The 16355-nt window shown below is 64.0% G+C and carries 13 protein-coding genes; 11 read left to right on the top strand and 2 right to left on the bottom strand.

Features of this window, described 5'->3' with window-relative positions; genetic code table 11:
- From X268_RS14680 to X268_RS14700, 5 genes are all read left to right on the top strand, one after another.
- Nucleotides 1-846: a phosphatase PAP2 family protein gene (locus X268_RS14680; protein ID WP_128925616.1), complete on the top strand. Its 846-nt coding sequence runs from the start codon at nucleotides 1-3 to the stop codon at nucleotides 844-846.
- A 45-nt stretch (nucleotides 847-891) separates the two neighbouring features.
- Nucleotides 892-1662, top strand: a complete 771-nt coding sequence (locus tag X268_RS14685) for a glycosyltransferase family 2 protein (RefSeq protein WP_164937736.1) — start codon at nucleotides 892-894, stop codon at nucleotides 1660-1662.
- Nucleotides 1659-1997 carry a lipid-A-disaccharide synthase N-terminal domain-containing protein gene (locus tag X268_RS14690; RefSeq protein ID WP_128925617.1) on the top strand — a complete coding sequence of 113 codons (339 nt, stop codon included), beginning with the start codon at nucleotides 1659-1661 and terminating at the stop codon, nucleotides 1995-1997. Before X268_RS14685 ends, X268_RS14690 begins: the two co-directional genes overlap by 4 nt.
- A 170-nt stretch (nucleotides 1998-2167) precedes the next feature.
- Nucleotides 2168-2704: a TetR/AcrR family transcriptional regulator gene (locus tag X268_RS14695; RefSeq protein WP_245477896.1), complete on the top strand. Its 537-nt coding sequence runs from the start codon at nucleotides 2168-2170 to the stop codon at nucleotides 2702-2704.
- 70 nt (nucleotides 2705-2774) lie between these two features.
- The gene (locus X268_RS14700; RefSeq protein WP_128925619.1) at nucleotides 2775-3635 is read left to right on the top strand and encodes a DMT family transporter; all 861 of its coding nucleotides are present in this window, start codon (nucleotides 2775-2777) and stop codon (nucleotides 3633-3635) included.
- Nucleotides 3636-3680: 45 nt separating this feature from the next.
- Here X268_RS14700 and X268_RS14705 read toward each other — a convergent pair whose 3' ends face one another.
- Both X268_RS14705 and metC read right to left on the bottom strand, forming a co-directional pair.
- Complete coding sequence (locus X268_RS14705; RefSeq protein ID WP_128925620.1) at nucleotides 3681-5372, bottom strand: Na/Pi cotransporter family protein; 1692 nt, start codon at nucleotides 5370-5372, stop codon at nucleotides 3681-3683.
- A gap of 176 nt (nucleotides 5373-5548) precedes the next feature.
- Nucleotides 5549-6733: a cystathionine beta-lyase gene (gene metC / locus X268_RS14710; protein ID WP_128925621.1), complete on the bottom strand. Its 1185-nt coding sequence runs from the start codon at nucleotides 6731-6733 to the stop codon at nucleotides 5549-5551.
- A gap of 390 nt (nucleotides 6734-7123) precedes the next feature.
- Between metC and X268_RS14715 the strand changes: the two genes are divergently transcribed.
- From X268_RS14715 to X268_RS14740, 6 genes are all read left to right on the top strand, one after another.
- A complete protein-coding gene (locus tag X268_RS14715) occupies nucleotides 7124-8140 on the top strand; it encodes an amino acid ABC transporter substrate-binding protein (RefSeq protein ID WP_128925622.1) in 1017 nt (338 codons plus the stop codon).
- 26 nt (nucleotides 8141-8166) lie between these two features.
- Nucleotides 8167-9372, top strand: a complete 1206-nt coding sequence (locus X268_RS14720; protein WP_128925623.1) for an amino acid ABC transporter permease — start codon at nucleotides 8167-8169, stop codon at nucleotides 9370-9372.
- Nucleotides 9369-10889 carry an amino acid ABC transporter permease gene (locus X268_RS14725; protein WP_128925624.1) on the top strand — a complete coding sequence of 507 codons (1521 nt, stop codon included), beginning with the start codon at nucleotides 9369-9371 and terminating at the stop codon, nucleotides 10887-10889. Before X268_RS14720 ends, X268_RS14725 begins: the two co-directional genes overlap by 4 nt.
- Nucleotides 10890-10900: 11 nt before the next feature.
- Nucleotides 10901-11638, top strand: coding sequence for an amino acid ABC transporter ATP-binding protein (locus tag X268_RS14730; protein ID WP_128925625.1), 738 nt, complete (start codon nucleotides 10901-10903; stop codon nucleotides 11636-11638).
- Between the two features lie 100 nt (nucleotides 11639-11738).
- Nucleotides 11739-13979 (top strand): tetratricopeptide repeat protein, encoded by a 2241-nt coding sequence (locus X268_RS14735; protein ID WP_164937737.1) that lies wholly within the window; start codon nucleotides 11739-11741, stop codon nucleotides 13977-13979.
- Between the two features lie 181 nt (nucleotides 13980-14160).
- Complete coding sequence (locus X268_RS14740; RefSeq protein WP_128925626.1) at nucleotides 14161-16344, top strand: O-linked N-acetylglucosamine transferase, SPINDLY family protein; 2184 nt, start codon at nucleotides 14161-14163, stop codon at nucleotides 16342-16344.
- Nucleotides 16345-16355 lie beyond the last annotated feature (11 nt).

Below are 16355 nucleotides of genomic sequence, written 5' to 3' on the forward strand. Positions count from 1 at the left end.
ATGTCGGCCCCGACCAGCACTGCGCCGCATCCGGGCTACCCCGCGCAATTGCTCGCCGTGTCGGGCCGCGCGCTGGCGCAGCTCGTTCGCACGCCCTCACATTCGCGCCGCGCGGAAGCCGCGAGAAAACTGGCGCGCCATTCGTTGTGGCTCCCCGCGGCGGGCGCAGCCCTCGTCATCGCCCTGATGGTCGCGTTCGACCAGACCGAGATCCAGCTGATGCCGGCGCGCGGCTCGCCCGGCCTGTGGCCGATCCGCATCCTCACCGATTTCGGCAAGGACGAGTATCTGCTGTTGGTGATGGGAGCTGCGCTGGTCGCTCTGGCGTTCGTTGCGGCAGGGCTTCACGGCACACGCCGCGCGCTGCTGCTCGGATTCGGCACGCGTCTCCAGTTCATGTTTCTGTCCGTTGCCGTGTCGGCGTTGGTTGCCGAGGTCCTGAAATTCATCATCGGGCGCGGACGTCCGTTTGTCGGTGGCAAGGCCAATCCTTTCAACTTCGTGCCGTTCGAGGGGACCGGCGCCTATGCCAGCCTGCCGTCGGGCCATGCCGTGGCGGCGTTCGCCCTGGCGTTTGCCGTGTCGGCATTGTGGCCGCGCCTGCGCGTCTTCATGTTCACTTACGCAATCGTGATCTTGTTGACGCGGCTGGCGCTGCTCGCGCATCACCCGAGCGACGTCGTGGCCGGCGCCCTGGTCGGCACGGTCGGCGCCATGGCGGTGCGCTACTGGTTCGCGGCGCGAAGGCTGGGCTTTGCCATCCGGGGCGATGGCACCATCGTGCCTCTTGCGGGGGCGGTCTCGGGCCGTCTCAAAAGGGTTGCCCACGGGGCATCCGCCCCATAAAAGCGGCTGCCTGCCGGGGCCTCGGTTCCCCCGGGTCGCGGGCCAATGCCAACCACGAGCTTTGATTTGTCGACGTCCCAGCCGGTTTCCCCGCCTTCGGTTTCCATCGTCGTTCCCGTGCGCAACGAAGCCGACAACATCGCGCCGCTGATCGCGGAGATCGGCGCGGCGCTCGATGGCCGCTGGGCCTATGAGATCATCTACGTCAACGATGGCTCGACCGATGCGACCGGCGAACGGATCGCGGCGATCATGGCGCAGCGGGACAATCTGCGGCAGCTGCGCCATGCCAGATCAGGCGGCCAATCAGCGGCGGTGCGCAGCGGCGTGCGCGCGGCGCGCGGGGAGATCGTGGCGACGCTCGACGGCGACGGCCAGAACAATCCGGCCTTCCTGCCTGATCTGATCGCGGCGGTCGAGAAGGGCGCAGGGCGCGTCGGCCTCGCTGCCGGGCAGCGCGTCGGGCGCAAGGATACCGGCTTCAAGAAATTCCAGTCGCGCGTGGCCAACGGCGTCCGCAACGCCATCCTGAAGGACGGCACCCGCGACACCGGCTGTGGGCTGAAGGCGTTCCGGCGCGAGGTCTTCCTGATGATGCCCTATTTCGACGGGCTGCATCGCTTCCTGCCGGCGCTGGTCCGCCGCGAAGGCTACGACATTGCCTATGTCGACGTGATCGACCGGCCGCGCCATTCCGGCGTGTCCAATTACGGTTTCTTCGATCGACTGTGGATCGGCATCATGGATCTCGCCGGCGTTTGGTGGCTGATCCGCCGCAAGAAGCCGACACCAGAAGTGACTGAGGTGAACGCATGATCATCCAATACGGTCAGGCGCTGAGCAACTATCTCTACGACGTCTTCGTCGCCAAGTTCGATTTCTGGCTGGCATTCGGCCTCGTCGCGCAGCTGTTCTTCACCGCGCGCTTCCTGGTGCAGTGGATCGCGAGCGAGCGCGCCGGCAACAGCGTGGTGCCGATGGCGTTCTGGTTCTGCTCGATGGGCGGCGGGCTGATGACGCTGGTCTACGGCGTCGTGAAGCGCGAGCCGGTCATCATCCTCGGACAATCGCTGGCGACGATCATCTATGTTCGCAACATCATGCTGATCATCAAGAACCGCGGCAAGGCGTCCAAGACGTTGGAGCGCTGAACCCAAACCAGCCTCCGGGGCTTCTCCTGAAACCGTTGATATGTGACTGATCGACACTTGCTATTTTAAGACCGACTGGTTCATATATCCTTATGCGCCGCCCCGCCCCAGTACAGCTGCCCCGTGGCCGCCCCCGGAGTTTCGACACGGAAGCCGCTGTCGAACACGCGATGAATGTATTCTGGTCGCTCGGCTATCACGCCACGGCGCTGCCGGACCTGCTTCGGGCGACGAAACTCTCGCGTGGCAGCCTTTACGCCGCTTTTGGTGACAAGCACTCGCTGTTCTTGCGGGCGCTCGATCGCTACATTGCCATTGCCTTGATGCGGATGGATACCGAACTTGACCACCGCAGAGAGCCAGTCGAGGGCCTAAGGGCCTACCTTGCCGGCTACGTCGACCGCAACAGCGGTGCTAATGGTCGGCGCGGATGCCTGCTGGTAGCCACAGCCATGGAACTGGCTGGCCGTGACGTCGAGGTCGATCGTCGCATCGAGAGCTTTTTCAAAGCCATGGAGACCCGGGTGGCTGGTGCGTTTTCCCGTGCAAAGGCAGCGGGCAAACTGGCCGATGGTGTCGAGCCTTCGAGTGCCGCGCGAATTCTCGTCTGCTTCGTCGAGGGCCTGCGAGTGGTCGGTAAGACGGCTCCGACACGAATCATTTCGCAAGCCACCGTCGACGCTCTTCTTGACCGCTTCATCAGGTAGACAAACCATGGAGGTTTCCCCCGTGCGCAGGCCTATATCTGGACCAAATGGTCTTGAAGGTAACGATGCTATGTCCGCCATGCAGATTGTCTGCGCGGTGGTCGTTCCTTTGCTCTGGGGTTATCAATTCGTGGTCATCAAAGTGGGCGTGGGGGAGTTTCCGCCTCTCTTCTTCCTCGCACTGCGCTTCCTGGCAATCGCGCTGCTGCTTGTTCCGTTCGTCGAAAGGCCGAGGCGCAGGCAGCTCGGACCTGTCGCAGCCATTTCGCTTTTCCTTGGTGGATTGAACTTCGGCCTGTTCTACGTTGGTCTCGGGCTCGGCTCGGGAAGTATGTCAGCCGTCGCATATCAACTCGCCCCACCATTCACCGTCTTGTTGGCTTGGCCGCTGCTCGCGGAGAGGCCGTCTCTAACTACGTCAGCCGGCGTGGTACTTGCCTTCATCGGTGTGGTCGTGCTGGCAGCGGGGCCTGGCGTATCGGCAACCGCGCTTCCGCTGCTGCTTGTGGTCGGGGCAGCTTTCGCATTTGCGGTGTCCAACGTCTTGACTAAGCGTTATGGCCCGTTTGATCCCCTGATGTTGATGGCCTGGTCGTCGCTGCTCACGGTGCCGCAGGTCATGCTGATGTCGTTGCTGCTCGAATCTGGACAAATGGCGAGCCTTGTCACGGCAGACGAACGTGGCTGGCTGGCGCTCGCCTACACAATCTTCATCGGCGGAATTGTTGGGTTTGGCCTTTGGTTCTGGCTGATCGCCCGTTGCTCGATGGTACGCGTCGCGCCCTTTGGTCTGCTGCTGCCGGTGTTCGCATTGACTTCCAGCGTCATCTTCCTTGACGAACGCATAAGCCCAAAGCTGATCGCCGGCGGGCTGCTCGCGATCTCAGGCGTCGCCATCACGCAGCTGCGCCCACGCGCCCAACCAGCCTGATCGTCGGGCATCGTGTCGTGCCGACTTCAGTCGGTGCCCGGCCGGCTAGCGCGGCACTGCCGACGCCGCGCCTGAGGTGGGCAGGGCAGCCGACTCCGCTTCGGTCCGGCGATAAGGCTCGCCGGCCGCGTCGAGCACGGGATAGGCGACCGAGCAGATGTGCGAGTGGATGCGCCTGAGATCGCGCAGCACGTCGAGATGCAGCGACGTCGTTTCGATGGTTTCGGGGCGCCCCTCGCGCAGGCGGTCGAGATGGCGCTCGACGGCCGCAAGCTCGGTGTTGCGCAGCGCCGTCTTCTCCACCAGCAGCTTGCGAGCCTCGTTGGCGTCGCCCGACATGAAAACGCCGAAGGCGATCCGCAGCGAGTCCATGGTGCGCTTGTGGAAGGCGGCGAGCTCGTCGGCCCCTTCCGCTGAGAACTGGAAGCGCCGCTTGATCTTCTTGGTGGCGAGCTCGCTCAGACTCTTGTCGATGATGTCGCCGATATGTTCGAGGTTGATGGCGAAGGAGATGATCTCCATCGCGCGCCGTCCTTCGCTCTCGTCGAGGCTGCCCCGCATCAGCTTGGTCACGTAGAGCTTGATGGCCTCGTCGAGACCGTCGACCAAATTGTCCATCTTGGAGACCTGGTCGACCAGCGCACGGTCGCCCGTCATCATCGCGGCCATCACCTTGCGCAGCATGACCTCGACGAAATCGCCCATGCGCAACGTCTCGCGGGCGGCGTCGGCGAGCGCCAGTGACGGCGTCTCCAGCGCGGTCTCGTCGAGATAGCGCGGCCGGGCCGGGTCGGCCTCCTGCACGCGATCCGGCAAGAGGCAGGTGAGCAGGCGCGACATGGCGTCGAGCAGGCCGATGAAGACGACAGCCGTGCCGACATTGAAGGCGATGTGGAAAGCTGCCGTCATCTTGGCGAGATCGGGCTGCCAGGCATGCATGTGATCGGCGATCGTGCCCAGGAAAGGCAGGACTAGAGCGATCCCGACCACGCGGTTGACGAGATTGCCGACGGGCAGTCGATAGCTCGCGGCATCGTCGTGCCTGGCGCCCTCGAACACCGGATTGATGGCGCTGCCGAGATTGGCCCCGAGCACCAGCGCCATCGCCGCGTAAGGCGTGATGAACTGCGAGTAGGCCAGCGACATGATCAAGAGCACGCTGGCGACGCTCGAATGCACCGCCCAGGTGATGAGGGCGGCGATAACGATGCACAGGATCGGATCGCCCGTGATGGCCGACATCGCGACGCGGACGCCGGGCGCGTTCTCGGCGGGCGCAAGCGTGTCGAGCAGGATGTGCAGCGAGAGCAGCATCAGGCCAAGGCCGATGCAGATGCGGCCGACGTCCTTGATCCGCGAGCGCGGGCCGGAGCGGAACGCGACGAGGCCAAGCACGAACAAGACCGGCGCAACGGCTGCGATGTTGAACGACAGCACCTGCACGATCAGCGTCGTGCCGACATTGGCCCCGAGCATGATGGCGAGGGCGGCGGCAAGGCTGACGAGGCCTTCGGCTGCGAACGAGCTCGTGATCAAGGCGGTCGCCGTGCTGCTCTGGAGCAGCGCGGTGAGCCCGAGGCCCGCGGCGAAGGCGCTGACGCGGTTGCTCAGCGCCTTGCCGAGCAGGCGCCTGAGGTCAGGACCGAAGGCGCGCAGAATTCCGCTGTGGACCATGTGCAGGCCCCACAGCAACAGCGCCACCCCGCCCATGAGGTCGAGCAGAACCAACGTTCCCATTCTCCGTGTCCGGATTGGAGTCGATTGGTGAGGCTAGCGCCAAATGCTTGAGGATCAAACCATTTGTTGGCGCGTCGGCGTTAACGTTTGCGACACGTGGGCGTTCCCAAGCGCGCGCGTTGCGCGTCCGCCGGCGCGATTGGCGCATTCTCAGGCGCGATGCTTTGTGCGCAGGCTCACATTGCCGCCTTGAGGGCAGCGAAGCCGCGATCGAGATCGGCCTTGAGATCGTCGGTGCTTTCGAGCCCGATGTGCAGACGCAGGGTCGGCCCGCCGGGTGCCCACTTCGTCGCGGTGCGATAGGCGTCGCAATCGAAGGGAATGGCCAGGCTCTCGAAGCCGCCCCAGGAGAAGCCCATGCCGAACAGCTTGAGCGTGTTCAGCATGGTGTCGACCGCCTTCTGCGGCGCCGCCTTCAGCACGATGCTGAACAGGCCCGAGGCGCCGCTGAAATCGCGCTTCCAGATCGCATGACCCGGATCGGTCTCGAGTCCCGGATGCAGCACGCGCGCGACCTCGGGTCGGGCAGCGAGCCAGCGCGCCATCTCGAGCCCGGAGCGATGATGCTGCGCCAGGCGCACCGACAACGTGCGCAGGCCGCGCAGTGCGAGAAAGACGTCGTCGGGACCGGCGCAGACGCCGAGCAGGCGGATGCCTTCGGCGACCGTCGGCCACGCCCTGGCATTCGCCGAGATCGTGCCGAACATGATGTCGGAATGACCACCGATATATTTCGTTGCGGCCTGCATGCTGATGTCGACGCCCTGTTCGAGCGAGCGGTGATAGAGCGGGGTGGCCCAGGTGTTGTCGTCGATGACCAGCGCACCGCGCGCATGGGCGACCTCGGCGATGGCGCGGATATCGGGCATTTCGAACGATTGCGAGCCCGGCGCCTCCACCAGCACCGCGCGGGTGTTGGGCTTGAACAGCCTGTCGATGCCGGCGCCGATCAGCGGATCGAAATAGGTGGTCTCGACGCCGTAGCGGGTGAGCATGCCGTTGCAGAAGTTGCGCGAGGGCCGGTAGACATTGTCGCAGACCAGAATGTGGTCGCCGGCCTTCAGAACCGCGAGCAGGGTGGTGGAGATCGCCGACAGCCCCGACGGGACGATGCCGACGCCGGCGCACTGCGGCCCCTCCAGCGCCATCAGCGTCTCCTGGAACGCCTTGGTGGTGGGGGAACCGTGGCGGCCATAGGTGAACTCGCCGCGATGGGCGTGCAGGTCCTCGGCGGTCGGATAGAGCACGGTCGAGCCGTGAAAGACCGGTGGATTGACGAACCCCTTCTGCGCCTTGGTGTCGCGGCCGGAAGTGACCAGTCGGGTCTCGGCGTGCTGCTCTTGGGGGTGCGAGGAATCCATGCGTCTGCTTTCAAAACCGCGTTTCCGCTCGGGCTTGGCGCCCAGCGGGCTGGCCGAAAGGCCGCTGTCGTTAATAACAGAACACAGAAGAGTCCCGTCAACCCCTTGACCCGGCACGCCAGTCGTTCTGTGATGCGCAGGTGCTATTCAGTCGCCGCATGTTGAGGGGCCTGCCGCGACCTTCGATCCATCGTCTGACCGGACCTTGCGTCACAGCCATATCGGCGGACGCCTGCGGCGGGGATTAAGGTATGGCCTCCCGGGATCGGCGGGTGTTCGGCAAGGTTTTCCAGCATGACTCTTGCAAGGGTTGGTCTTGATACGTCTGGCCCCCGCAGGGTTGATCCTGAGATAACGTTCCTTGAGACGACTTTGAAAGGCCCAAAGCCCATGAAACGCGTAACCCTGGCTCTCACCCTTGCTCTCGCCGCCGGCCTCTCCTCCCAAGCCGCCGATGCGCAAACGCTCAAGACCGTCAAGGACCGAGGCATGCTGTCCTGCGGCGTCAGTCAGGGCCTGCCGGGATTCTCCTCGCCCGACGACAAGGGCAACTGGACCGGCCTCGACGTCGACGTCTGCAAGGCGATCGCCGGCGCGATCTTCAACGATGCGAGCAAGGTCAAGTACGTGCCGTTGTCCGCCAAGGACCGCTTCACCGCGCTGCAATCCGGCGAAATCGACGTGCTCTCGCGCAACACCACCTGGACCATCTCGCGCGATACCTCGCTCGGCGCCAACTTTACCGGCGTGACCTATTATGACGGGCAGGGCTTCATGGTGAAGAAGTCGCTCAAGGTGAACTCGGCGCTGGAGCTCAACAGCGCCTCGGTCTGCGTGCAGACCGGTACCACCACCGAGCAGAATCTCGCCGACTACTTCAAGGCTAACAACATGAAGTACGAGGTGATCGCGTTCGGCACCAACGATGAAACCGTCAAGGCGTATGAAGCCGGGCGCTGCGACGTCTTCACCACCGACCAGTCGGGCCTCTACGCCAATCGCCTGAAGCTCGCCAATCCCAACGACCACATGGTGCTGCCCGAGATCATCTCGAAGGAACCGCTCGGCCCGATGGTACGCCACGGCGACGACCAGTGGTTCGACATCGTCAAGTGGACTCTGTTCGCGATGCTCACCGCCGAGGAGCTCGGCGTGACCTCGAAGAACGTCGACGAGAAGGCCAAGCTGGAAAATCCCGAGCTGAAGCGCGTGCTCGGCACCGACGGCAATTTCGGCGAACAGCTCGGCTTGACCAAGGACTGGGTGGTGCGGATCGTGAAGGCGGTCGGCAATTACGGCGAAGTGTTCGATCGCAATGTCGGCGCGGGCTCGCCGCTCGCCATCAACCGCGGTCTCAACAATCTCTGGAACAAGGGCGGTCTTCAGTACGCGCCGCCGATCCGCTGATCGCGCGCTGATCCGCTGGCAGCGGCATGAGCACCGAGGCCCGAAAACCGCCGCCCCAGATCGCGCTGAAGATCAGGCGCCTTCTGGGTGGCAAGGCAGGCTGGAACGGCGTCGCCGTCCAGTTTGCCTTCGCGGCGATCCTGGGCTGGATCGGCTATGAGATCGTCTCGAACGCTCGCGCCAACCTCGAAAACCAGCATATTGCCGCCGGCTTCGGTTTCCTGCGCAACAATGCCGGCTTCGACGTCAACCAGACCCTGATCTCCTATACCGGTTCGGACACGTTCCTGCGCGTGTTCGTGGTCGGGCTCCTGAACACGCTGGTCGTCTCGGTGGTGGGCATCGTGTTCGCCACGTTGATCGGCTTCATCGTCGCACTGTGCCGGCTGTCGCCCAATTGGCTGTTGTCGCGCGTCGGCGAGATCTATGTCGAGATCATCCGCAACCTTCCGCTGCTGTTCCAGATCCTGTTCTGGTACCTGGCGGTGCTCGCCGCCCTGCCCAATCCGCGGCAGAGCATCTCGCTGCTCGGCATCGCCTTTCTCAGCAATCGCGGCCTCGTCATTCCGAGTCTGATCGGCCAGAGCGGCCTCGGGCCGTTCCTGGCAATGCTGGCGCTCGGCATCGTGGCAGCGCTGGTCCTGCGCGTCCATGCTCGGCGGGCGTTGCTCCAGCAGGGGCGGGTGATCCGGATCTGGCCCTATGTGCTGGCTCTGCTGTTCGGCCTGCCGCTCGCCACCACGCTGGCGGTCGGGCTGCCATTCACCTTCGAGCTGCCGCAGCTTAGGGGCTTCAACTTCGCAGGCGGCTCGCGGATCATTCCGGAATTCGTGGCGCTGACGCTGGCACTGTCGACCTACACTGCCGCCTTCATCGCCGAAATCGTGCGCGCCGGCATCCTGTCGGTCCACAAGGGGCAGATGGAGGCGGGATCGTCGCTGGGCCTCAGCCGGGGCAACACGCTCCGCCTGATCGTGGTGCCGCAGGCCATGCGCGTCATCGTGCCGCCGTTGACCAACCAGTACCTCAATCTCACCAAGAACTCGTCGCTGGCGGTCGCGATCGGCTATCCCGACCTCGTCTCGGTTTTCGCCGGCACCTCGTTGAGCCAGACCGGGCAGGCGATCGAGATCATCGCGATGACGATGGGCATCTATTTGCTGATCTCGCTCCTCACCAGCGCGATCATGAGCGTCTACGGTTGGCGCGTCAGCCGGAGTCTGGGCGCATGAGCGATATCGCCTCGAGCAGCTTCGTCCGCCAGGACTTGCTCACCGAACGTCCCGCGCCGGTGAAGACCACGGGCTTCGTCGGATTGATGCGCCCCCGCCTGTTCAACTCGCCGACCAATATCCTGCTCACGATCGTGGGCGCCCTGCTGCTGTGGTTCACCATCGTTCCCTCGGTCAAGTTCCTGATGGTCGATGCGGTGTGGAGCGGCAAGGACCGCACGGCATGCCTGACGGAAAACGCCGGCTTTGCGGTCGGCGCCTGCTGGCCTTACATCCAGGCCAAGCTGCCGCAATTGGTCTACGGCTTTTACCCCGAATCCGAGCGCTGGCGGGTCAACCTGACATTCGTCCTGGCGGTGATCCTGCTGATACCGTTGCTTGTGCCGCGTCTGCCGGCGAAGGGGCTCAACGCCAGTCTGTTCTTCGCCGCATTTCCGGTGGTCGCGTTCTTCCTGCTGCACGGCGGCGGTATCAAGGGTTTTGGCCTCAGCTGGACGGCCGGTCTGCTGGAACTGTTCGACGACAGCATCGTCGGCGCCGGGCAGGCCCTGCTCAGTCTCAGCAAGACATCGAACCTCGGGCCACTGCTTTGGGCCGTCGGCCAACTCATCGTGCTGGCTGGCACGGTGATCTCCTGGCTTATCTTCCCCCTGATCTGGCTGCGCGACCAGATTCAAGGCACCGGCCAGTCAGTCTGGACCGATTTCGCCATCACGTCCCTCGTCGTGTCCCTGATCGCGTTTGTCCTCGGCGGCGGCCTGCGGACAGGATGGCGCGCGTTCCTGTCGAGCGTCGCCACCTTCGTCGCGATTGCCGTCGTCATCAAGCTGATGGGGCTCGATCACGGCGGGTTGCCTATTGTGACCACGAATCTGTGGGGCGGGTTGCTGGTGACGTTGGTGGTCTCCGTCACCGGCATCGTCACCTCGCTGCCGATCGGCATCGCGCTGGCACTGGGGCGGCGTTCCACCATTCCGCTGATCCGGATCTTCTCGATCGCCTTCATCGAGTTCTGGCGCGGGGTGCCCCTGATCACCGTGCTGTTCTTCGCCACCTACATGCTGCCGCTGTTCCTGCCAGGCAATTTCACGGTCGATGGCCTCGTCCGCGCGCTGATCGGCATTGCGCTGTTCACGGGCGCCTACCAGGCCGAGAACGTCCGCGGCGGGCTCGCGGCGATTCCGCGCGGGCAGGGCGAGGCCGCGGCAGCCCTGGGGCTGTCCTGGTGGAAGACGACCTCGCTGATCGTGCTGCCGCAGGCGCTTCGCCACGTCATTCCGAACCTCGTCAACAGCTTCATCTCGCTGTTGAAGGACACGTCGCTGGTCTCGATCGTGGCGCTGTTTGATCTGCTGGGCTCGCTCAGGGCCTCGTTCTCGGATCCGAAATGGTCGACGCCTTCGACTGCGTTCACCGGCTTCGCCTTCGCCGGGGTCATCTACTTCATCTTCTGCTTTGGAATGTCGCGCTACTCGCTGTTCGTCGAGCACCGCCTCAACGCCCACCGTCGCAACTGATCGAGGTCCCCATGTCCGACCCCATCGTCAAGATTTCCGGCCTCAACAAATGGTACGGCGACTTTCACGTGCTGCGCGACATCGACCTCGACGTCCGCAAGGGCGAGCGCATCGTGATCTGCGGGCCCTCGGGCTCCGGCAAATCGACGTTGATCCGCTGCATCAACGCGCTCGAGGAATTCCAGGAGGGCGAGATCGTCGTCGATGGCATCGAGCTCGGGCCGAACCTGAAGCACATCGATGCGGTGCGCCGCGAGGTCGGCATGGTGTTCCAGAGCTTCAACCTGTTCCCGCACCTCACGGTGCTCGACAATTGCACGCTGGCGCCGATCTGGGTGCGCAACATCCCGAAGAGGGACGCCGAGGCGACGGCGATGAAATTCCTGGAGCGGGTCAAGATCCCGCATCAGGCCAACAAGTTTCCGGGCCAGATGTCCGGCGGCCAGCAGCAGCGCGTCGCTATCGCCCGCGCCCTGACCATGAATCCGAAAGTCATGCTGTTCGACGAGCCGACCTCGGCGCTCGACCCCGAGATGGTCAAGGAGGTGCTGGACACCATGGTCGACCTCGCCGAGGAGGGTATGACCATGCTGGTCGTCACCCACGAGATGGGTTTTGCCCGCGAGGTCGCCAACCGCGTGGTGTTCATGGATGCCGGCCAGATCATCGAGGCCAACACCCCGAACGAGTTTTTTGCAGCGCCTCAGCACGCCCGCACGAAACTGTTCCTGAGCCAGATTCTGCGCTGAACACTCGCCATTCCATGGCCGCGCCGGCCTGACTGACACGCCAGCTTGGCACCATCCGAATCAGCTTTGCCTCTTTTCGGGCCATCCCCGGAGAGAGACGTTGCAGAGCAGTGTCGGCGCGCGCGCCTACCAGAATGCGCGATTGCAGAAGAAGTTGAGGAAGCAGGCGGACGCCGTGTTGTCCTTCGCAATCGAGGCGCTCGGGCAGGGCCGATTTGCGGAGGCCGAGGCACTCTGCCGCGAGATTCTGAAGGAGGTGCCGGATCATTTCCACGCCACGCACCTGCTCGGCCTGCGCGCGTTTGAGGATGGGCAGCTCGAGGAAGCGCAACAGCTGTTCGAGCGCGCGATTGCACTCGATCCGCGCTCGCCGGATGCCCATGGCAATCTCGGGGCCGTGTATTTCGATCTGCAGAGATTTCAGGATGCCCGCGCCTGCCAGGAGAAGGCCATTGCGCTGAAGCCGAATTGTCCGATCACCCTGACAAATCTCGGCAATACGCTGCTCAACATCGGCCTCGGCGAGCAGGCCATCGGGCTGCACGAACGTGCGATCAGGCTGCGGCCGGACTATGCCGATGCATTTTGCAACCGAGGCATGGCCGAGCTGATGATCGGCCGCCTCGAACGTGCCAAGGAGAGTTTCGACCGCGCCCTCGTGTTTCAGCCGCGTCATGCGGAAGCGCTTGCCGGCAAGGGCATGGTGTGCATCGAGCTCCGGCACTACGAGGAGGCGGAGGCCGCCCTTGTGGCAGGGCTTTCGATCAAGCCGGGTTCACCGCGGATTCTGGCGCAGCGCGGACGGCTCAACTTCGATCTGTACCGGCTGGAGCAGGCGGCGGCGGACTTCGACGCGGCGCTGACGCAATCGCCGCGGCTCGAGCTCGCGCTACGTGGGAAGGCGCAAGTCAGCCTCCTGTTGGGGAACACGACGCAGGCGATTGCGGCCGTCAAGACCCTGCTCGAGGACAATCCGCGGTCCGATTACGCAATCGTGCTGCTCGGCGCCTGCTATGCCAACCAGGGAGACGTCGCGACGGCACTCGAGCATCTTGATGCGGCACTCGCGATCTCGCCGGATTATGCGGATGCCATCGCACGCAAGATCTTCATCCTGGACTATCTGCCGGAGGCCGATTTCGCGGTCCAGCAGGCGGTGCGAAAATCCTGGTGGGATGTGATCGGCGCCAAACTGCCGCAAAGGATATTGCCGCCCCGGCAGCTCGATCCGGACAGGCGGATCGTCGTCGGATATGTCGCCTCGGAATTCAGGAACCACTCGGCAGCGTTCGCTCTGTTGCCGGTGCTTCGCCATCATGATCATACGAGGTTCGAGATCGTCTGCTATTCCTGCTGGCCGTTGCAGGACGAGATCACCGAGCGGTTCAAGCCTCTCGCCGACGTCTGGGTCGACGCCGCGCAGCTGTCGGACGACGAGCTGGCCGACCGCATCCAGGCAGACAAGATCGACATCCTGATCGACGTGTCAGGGCATACGGCCGGCAACAGGCTCGCTGTCTTCGCCCGCAAGCCGGCCCCGATCCAGGTCACAGGCTTTGGACACGCCACGGGAACCGGTCTTCAGACCATGGACTACGTGCTCGCGGATCCCATCTTCATCCCGCAATCGGCCCGCCATCTGCTGGCCGAGGAGGTCCACGATCTGCCGTGCCTGATCACGATCGATCCGATCCAGGACGTGCCGCCTTCGGAGCTCCCCATGCTCCGCAACGGTCATGTCACCTTCGGCGTCTTCAACCGCATCTACAAGATCTCGGATGAGGCGATCCGGGTCTGGTCGAAGGTGATGCGTGAGGTGACGGGCTCGAAGATCATCATCAAGCACGGGCTGCTCGACGATCCCTTGCTGCGCGACGGCTTGATCGCGCGGTTTATGGACCAGGGCATTGCCGAAGAGAGTATCACTTGCCTCGGCTCGACCTCGCGCCATGAGCATCTGCTGGCCTTTGCGAAGGTCGATATCTCCCTCGATACATTTCCGCAAAACGGCGGCATCAGCACCTGGGAATCGCTCTATGCGGGCGTTCCGGTCGTCGCCAAGCTCGGCCTCGGCGCCTCGTCGCGCGCCGGCGGCTCGATCGTGGCGGCGGTCGGCCTCGACGACTGGGTCGCCGAGGATGACGACGACTATGCCGCGATCGCTTGCAAATACGCGGCGCAGCCCGCGCATCTGGCGAAGTTGCGGGCGGAGCTGCCGGCGCGGATCGCAGCTTCGCCGGCCGGAAACGTCGAACGCTATACGCGTGAGGTCGAAGCGGCCTATCGCCGGTTCTGGCGCGATCATTGTGCCGCGGCCTCGGAACGCGGTGAGGTGGCGTAGGCAGCCCTTGCGCTGAGACCCCGGGAAATCCCGGAGCCGATGCCGGTCCGCTGACCGGCCGGCCGGGTCCGCGAATCAGTTAGACTCGCACCAGGGCATCCTCCGGAGAGACACCTTGCAGAAGAGCGGCGGCGGCGGCGGCGCGCGCGCATTCCAAAATGCGCGATTGCAGAAGAAGTTGATGAAGCAGGCCGACGCCGTGATTGCCGCCGCGGCGAACGCCTATGGCCAAGGTCGATATGCCGAAACCGAGGCGCTGTGCCGTGAAATCCTGAAAGCCCTTCCGGATCATGTCGACGCCATCCACCTGCTCGGCATGTGCGCCCATGACGGCCGGCGCCTCGAGGAGGCACAGCAGCTGCTCGAGCGCGTGATTGCGCTCGATCCGCGCCTGCACGATGCCCACAACAACCTTGCGACCGTGCATTTCGACCTCGGCAATTACGAGGAGGCGCGGCGATCCCAGGAGAGGGCGATCGCGCTGAAGCCGAATTTCGCCGTCGCGCTGACCAATCTCGGCAACACGCTGATGCATCTGGGGCTATACGAGCAGGCGCTCGAGATGCACGAGCGCTCCATCAAGATCAAACCGGATTATGCCGACGCGCTCTGCAATCGCGGCATGGTCGAGATCGTGCTTGGGCAGACCATGCGCGCCAAGGAGAGTTTCGATCGCGCCCTGCTGTTTCAGCCGCGTCACGCCGAGGCCATCGTCGGCAGCGGCATGGTCAGCATGGACTTGCGGCACCACGAGGAGGCCGCAGCCAAGTTCGCCCAGGCACTCGCAATCAAGCCGGGCGCGCCGCGGATCCTGGCCCAGCGCGGACGGCTCAGTTTCGAACTGCAGCGCTTGGACGAGGCGCTGGCAGATTTCGATGCGGCGCTTGCGATTTCGCCCAAGCTCGAGCTGGCCCTTCGGGGCAAGGCGCAGGTCTGCCTCATCATGGGAAGGACCGCGCAGGCGATGGCGGCCGCGACGACCTTGATCGAGCGAAATCCTCGCTCCGAGATGGGGTTGGCGCTGATGGGCTTCGCTTATTCGAACCAGGGAGACATGGACGCTGCGATCGAATATCTCGATCGCGCGCTGGCGCTCCGACCGGACTATGGCGACGCGATCAGGGGCAAGATCTTCTTGCTGGACTACCTTGCGGAGGCGGATTTCGCGGTCCAGCAGGCGGTGCGAAAGTCCTGGTGGGATGCGATCGGCTCGAAGATTTTGCAAAGGACGCTGCCGAAGCGGCCGCTGGATCCGGACAAGCAGATTGTGATCGGATATGTCGCGGCCGAATTCCGGCAGCATTCGGCGGGGCTCACCGTGCTGCCCGTGTTGCGCCATCATGATCACGCCAAGTTCAAGATCATCTGCTATTACTCCTGGCCGGGGGCGGACGAGTACACCGCCAAGTTCAAGCAAATGGCGGACGTCTGGGTCGAGGCTTGGCAGATGTCGGACGATGAGCTCGCCGATCGCATTCAGGCCGACAATGTCGACGTCCTGATCGACATCTCGGGCCACACGACCGGCAACAGGCTCCCGGTCTTCGCGCGGAAGCCGGCCCCGATCCAGGCCACCGGTTTCGGGCACGCGACGGGCACGGGCATGCCGACGATGGACTATGTGCTCGCGGATCCCATCTTCATTCCGCCATCGGCGCGGCATCTGTTCCCGGAAAAGATCTACGATCTGCCGTGCCTGATCACGATGGAGCCCGTCACCAATCTGCAGCCGTCCGAGCTGCCGATGCTCCGCAACGGCTATGTCACCTTCGGCGTATTCAACCGCATCTACAAGATCTCGGATGACGCGATCCGTGTGTGGTCGCGCATCATGCGGGAGGTGCCGGGATCGAAGATCGTCCTCAAGCATAGTTTGCTCGACGATCCCTTGCTGCGCGACAGCCTGGTCGCACGCTTCGTCGCGCAGGGCATCCCCGAGGAGGACATCACGTGCCTCGGCACCACTTCACGCGACGACCATCTGAGGGCCTTCGATCGGATCGATATTTCGCTCGACACGTTCCCGCAGAATGGCGGCATCAGCACCTGGGAATCCCTCTACAAGGGCGTGCCCGTCGTCGCCAAGCTCGGCAATGGCGCCTCCTCGCGCGCCGGCGCTTCGATCGTGGCGGCCGTCGGTCTCGGCGACTGGGTCGCCGAGGATGACGACGGCTATGTCGAGATCGCCCGCAAATATGCCTCGCAGCCCGAGCATCTGGCGAAGTTGCGCGCGGGTTTGCCGGCTCAGATCGCAGCCTCGCCCGCCGGCAATGTCGAGATCTACACACGCGAGCTCGAAGCGGGCTACCGCAAGTTCTGGCGCGATTATTGCGCCGCGGCCCCGGAAAGCGGGGAGGTCGCCTAAACCGGCCGAAC

The organism is Bradyrhizobium guangxiense (assembly GCF_004114915.1).
Classification (GTDB): domain Bacteria; phylum Pseudomonadota; class Alphaproteobacteria; order Rhizobiales; family Xanthobacteraceae; genus Bradyrhizobium; species Bradyrhizobium guangxiense.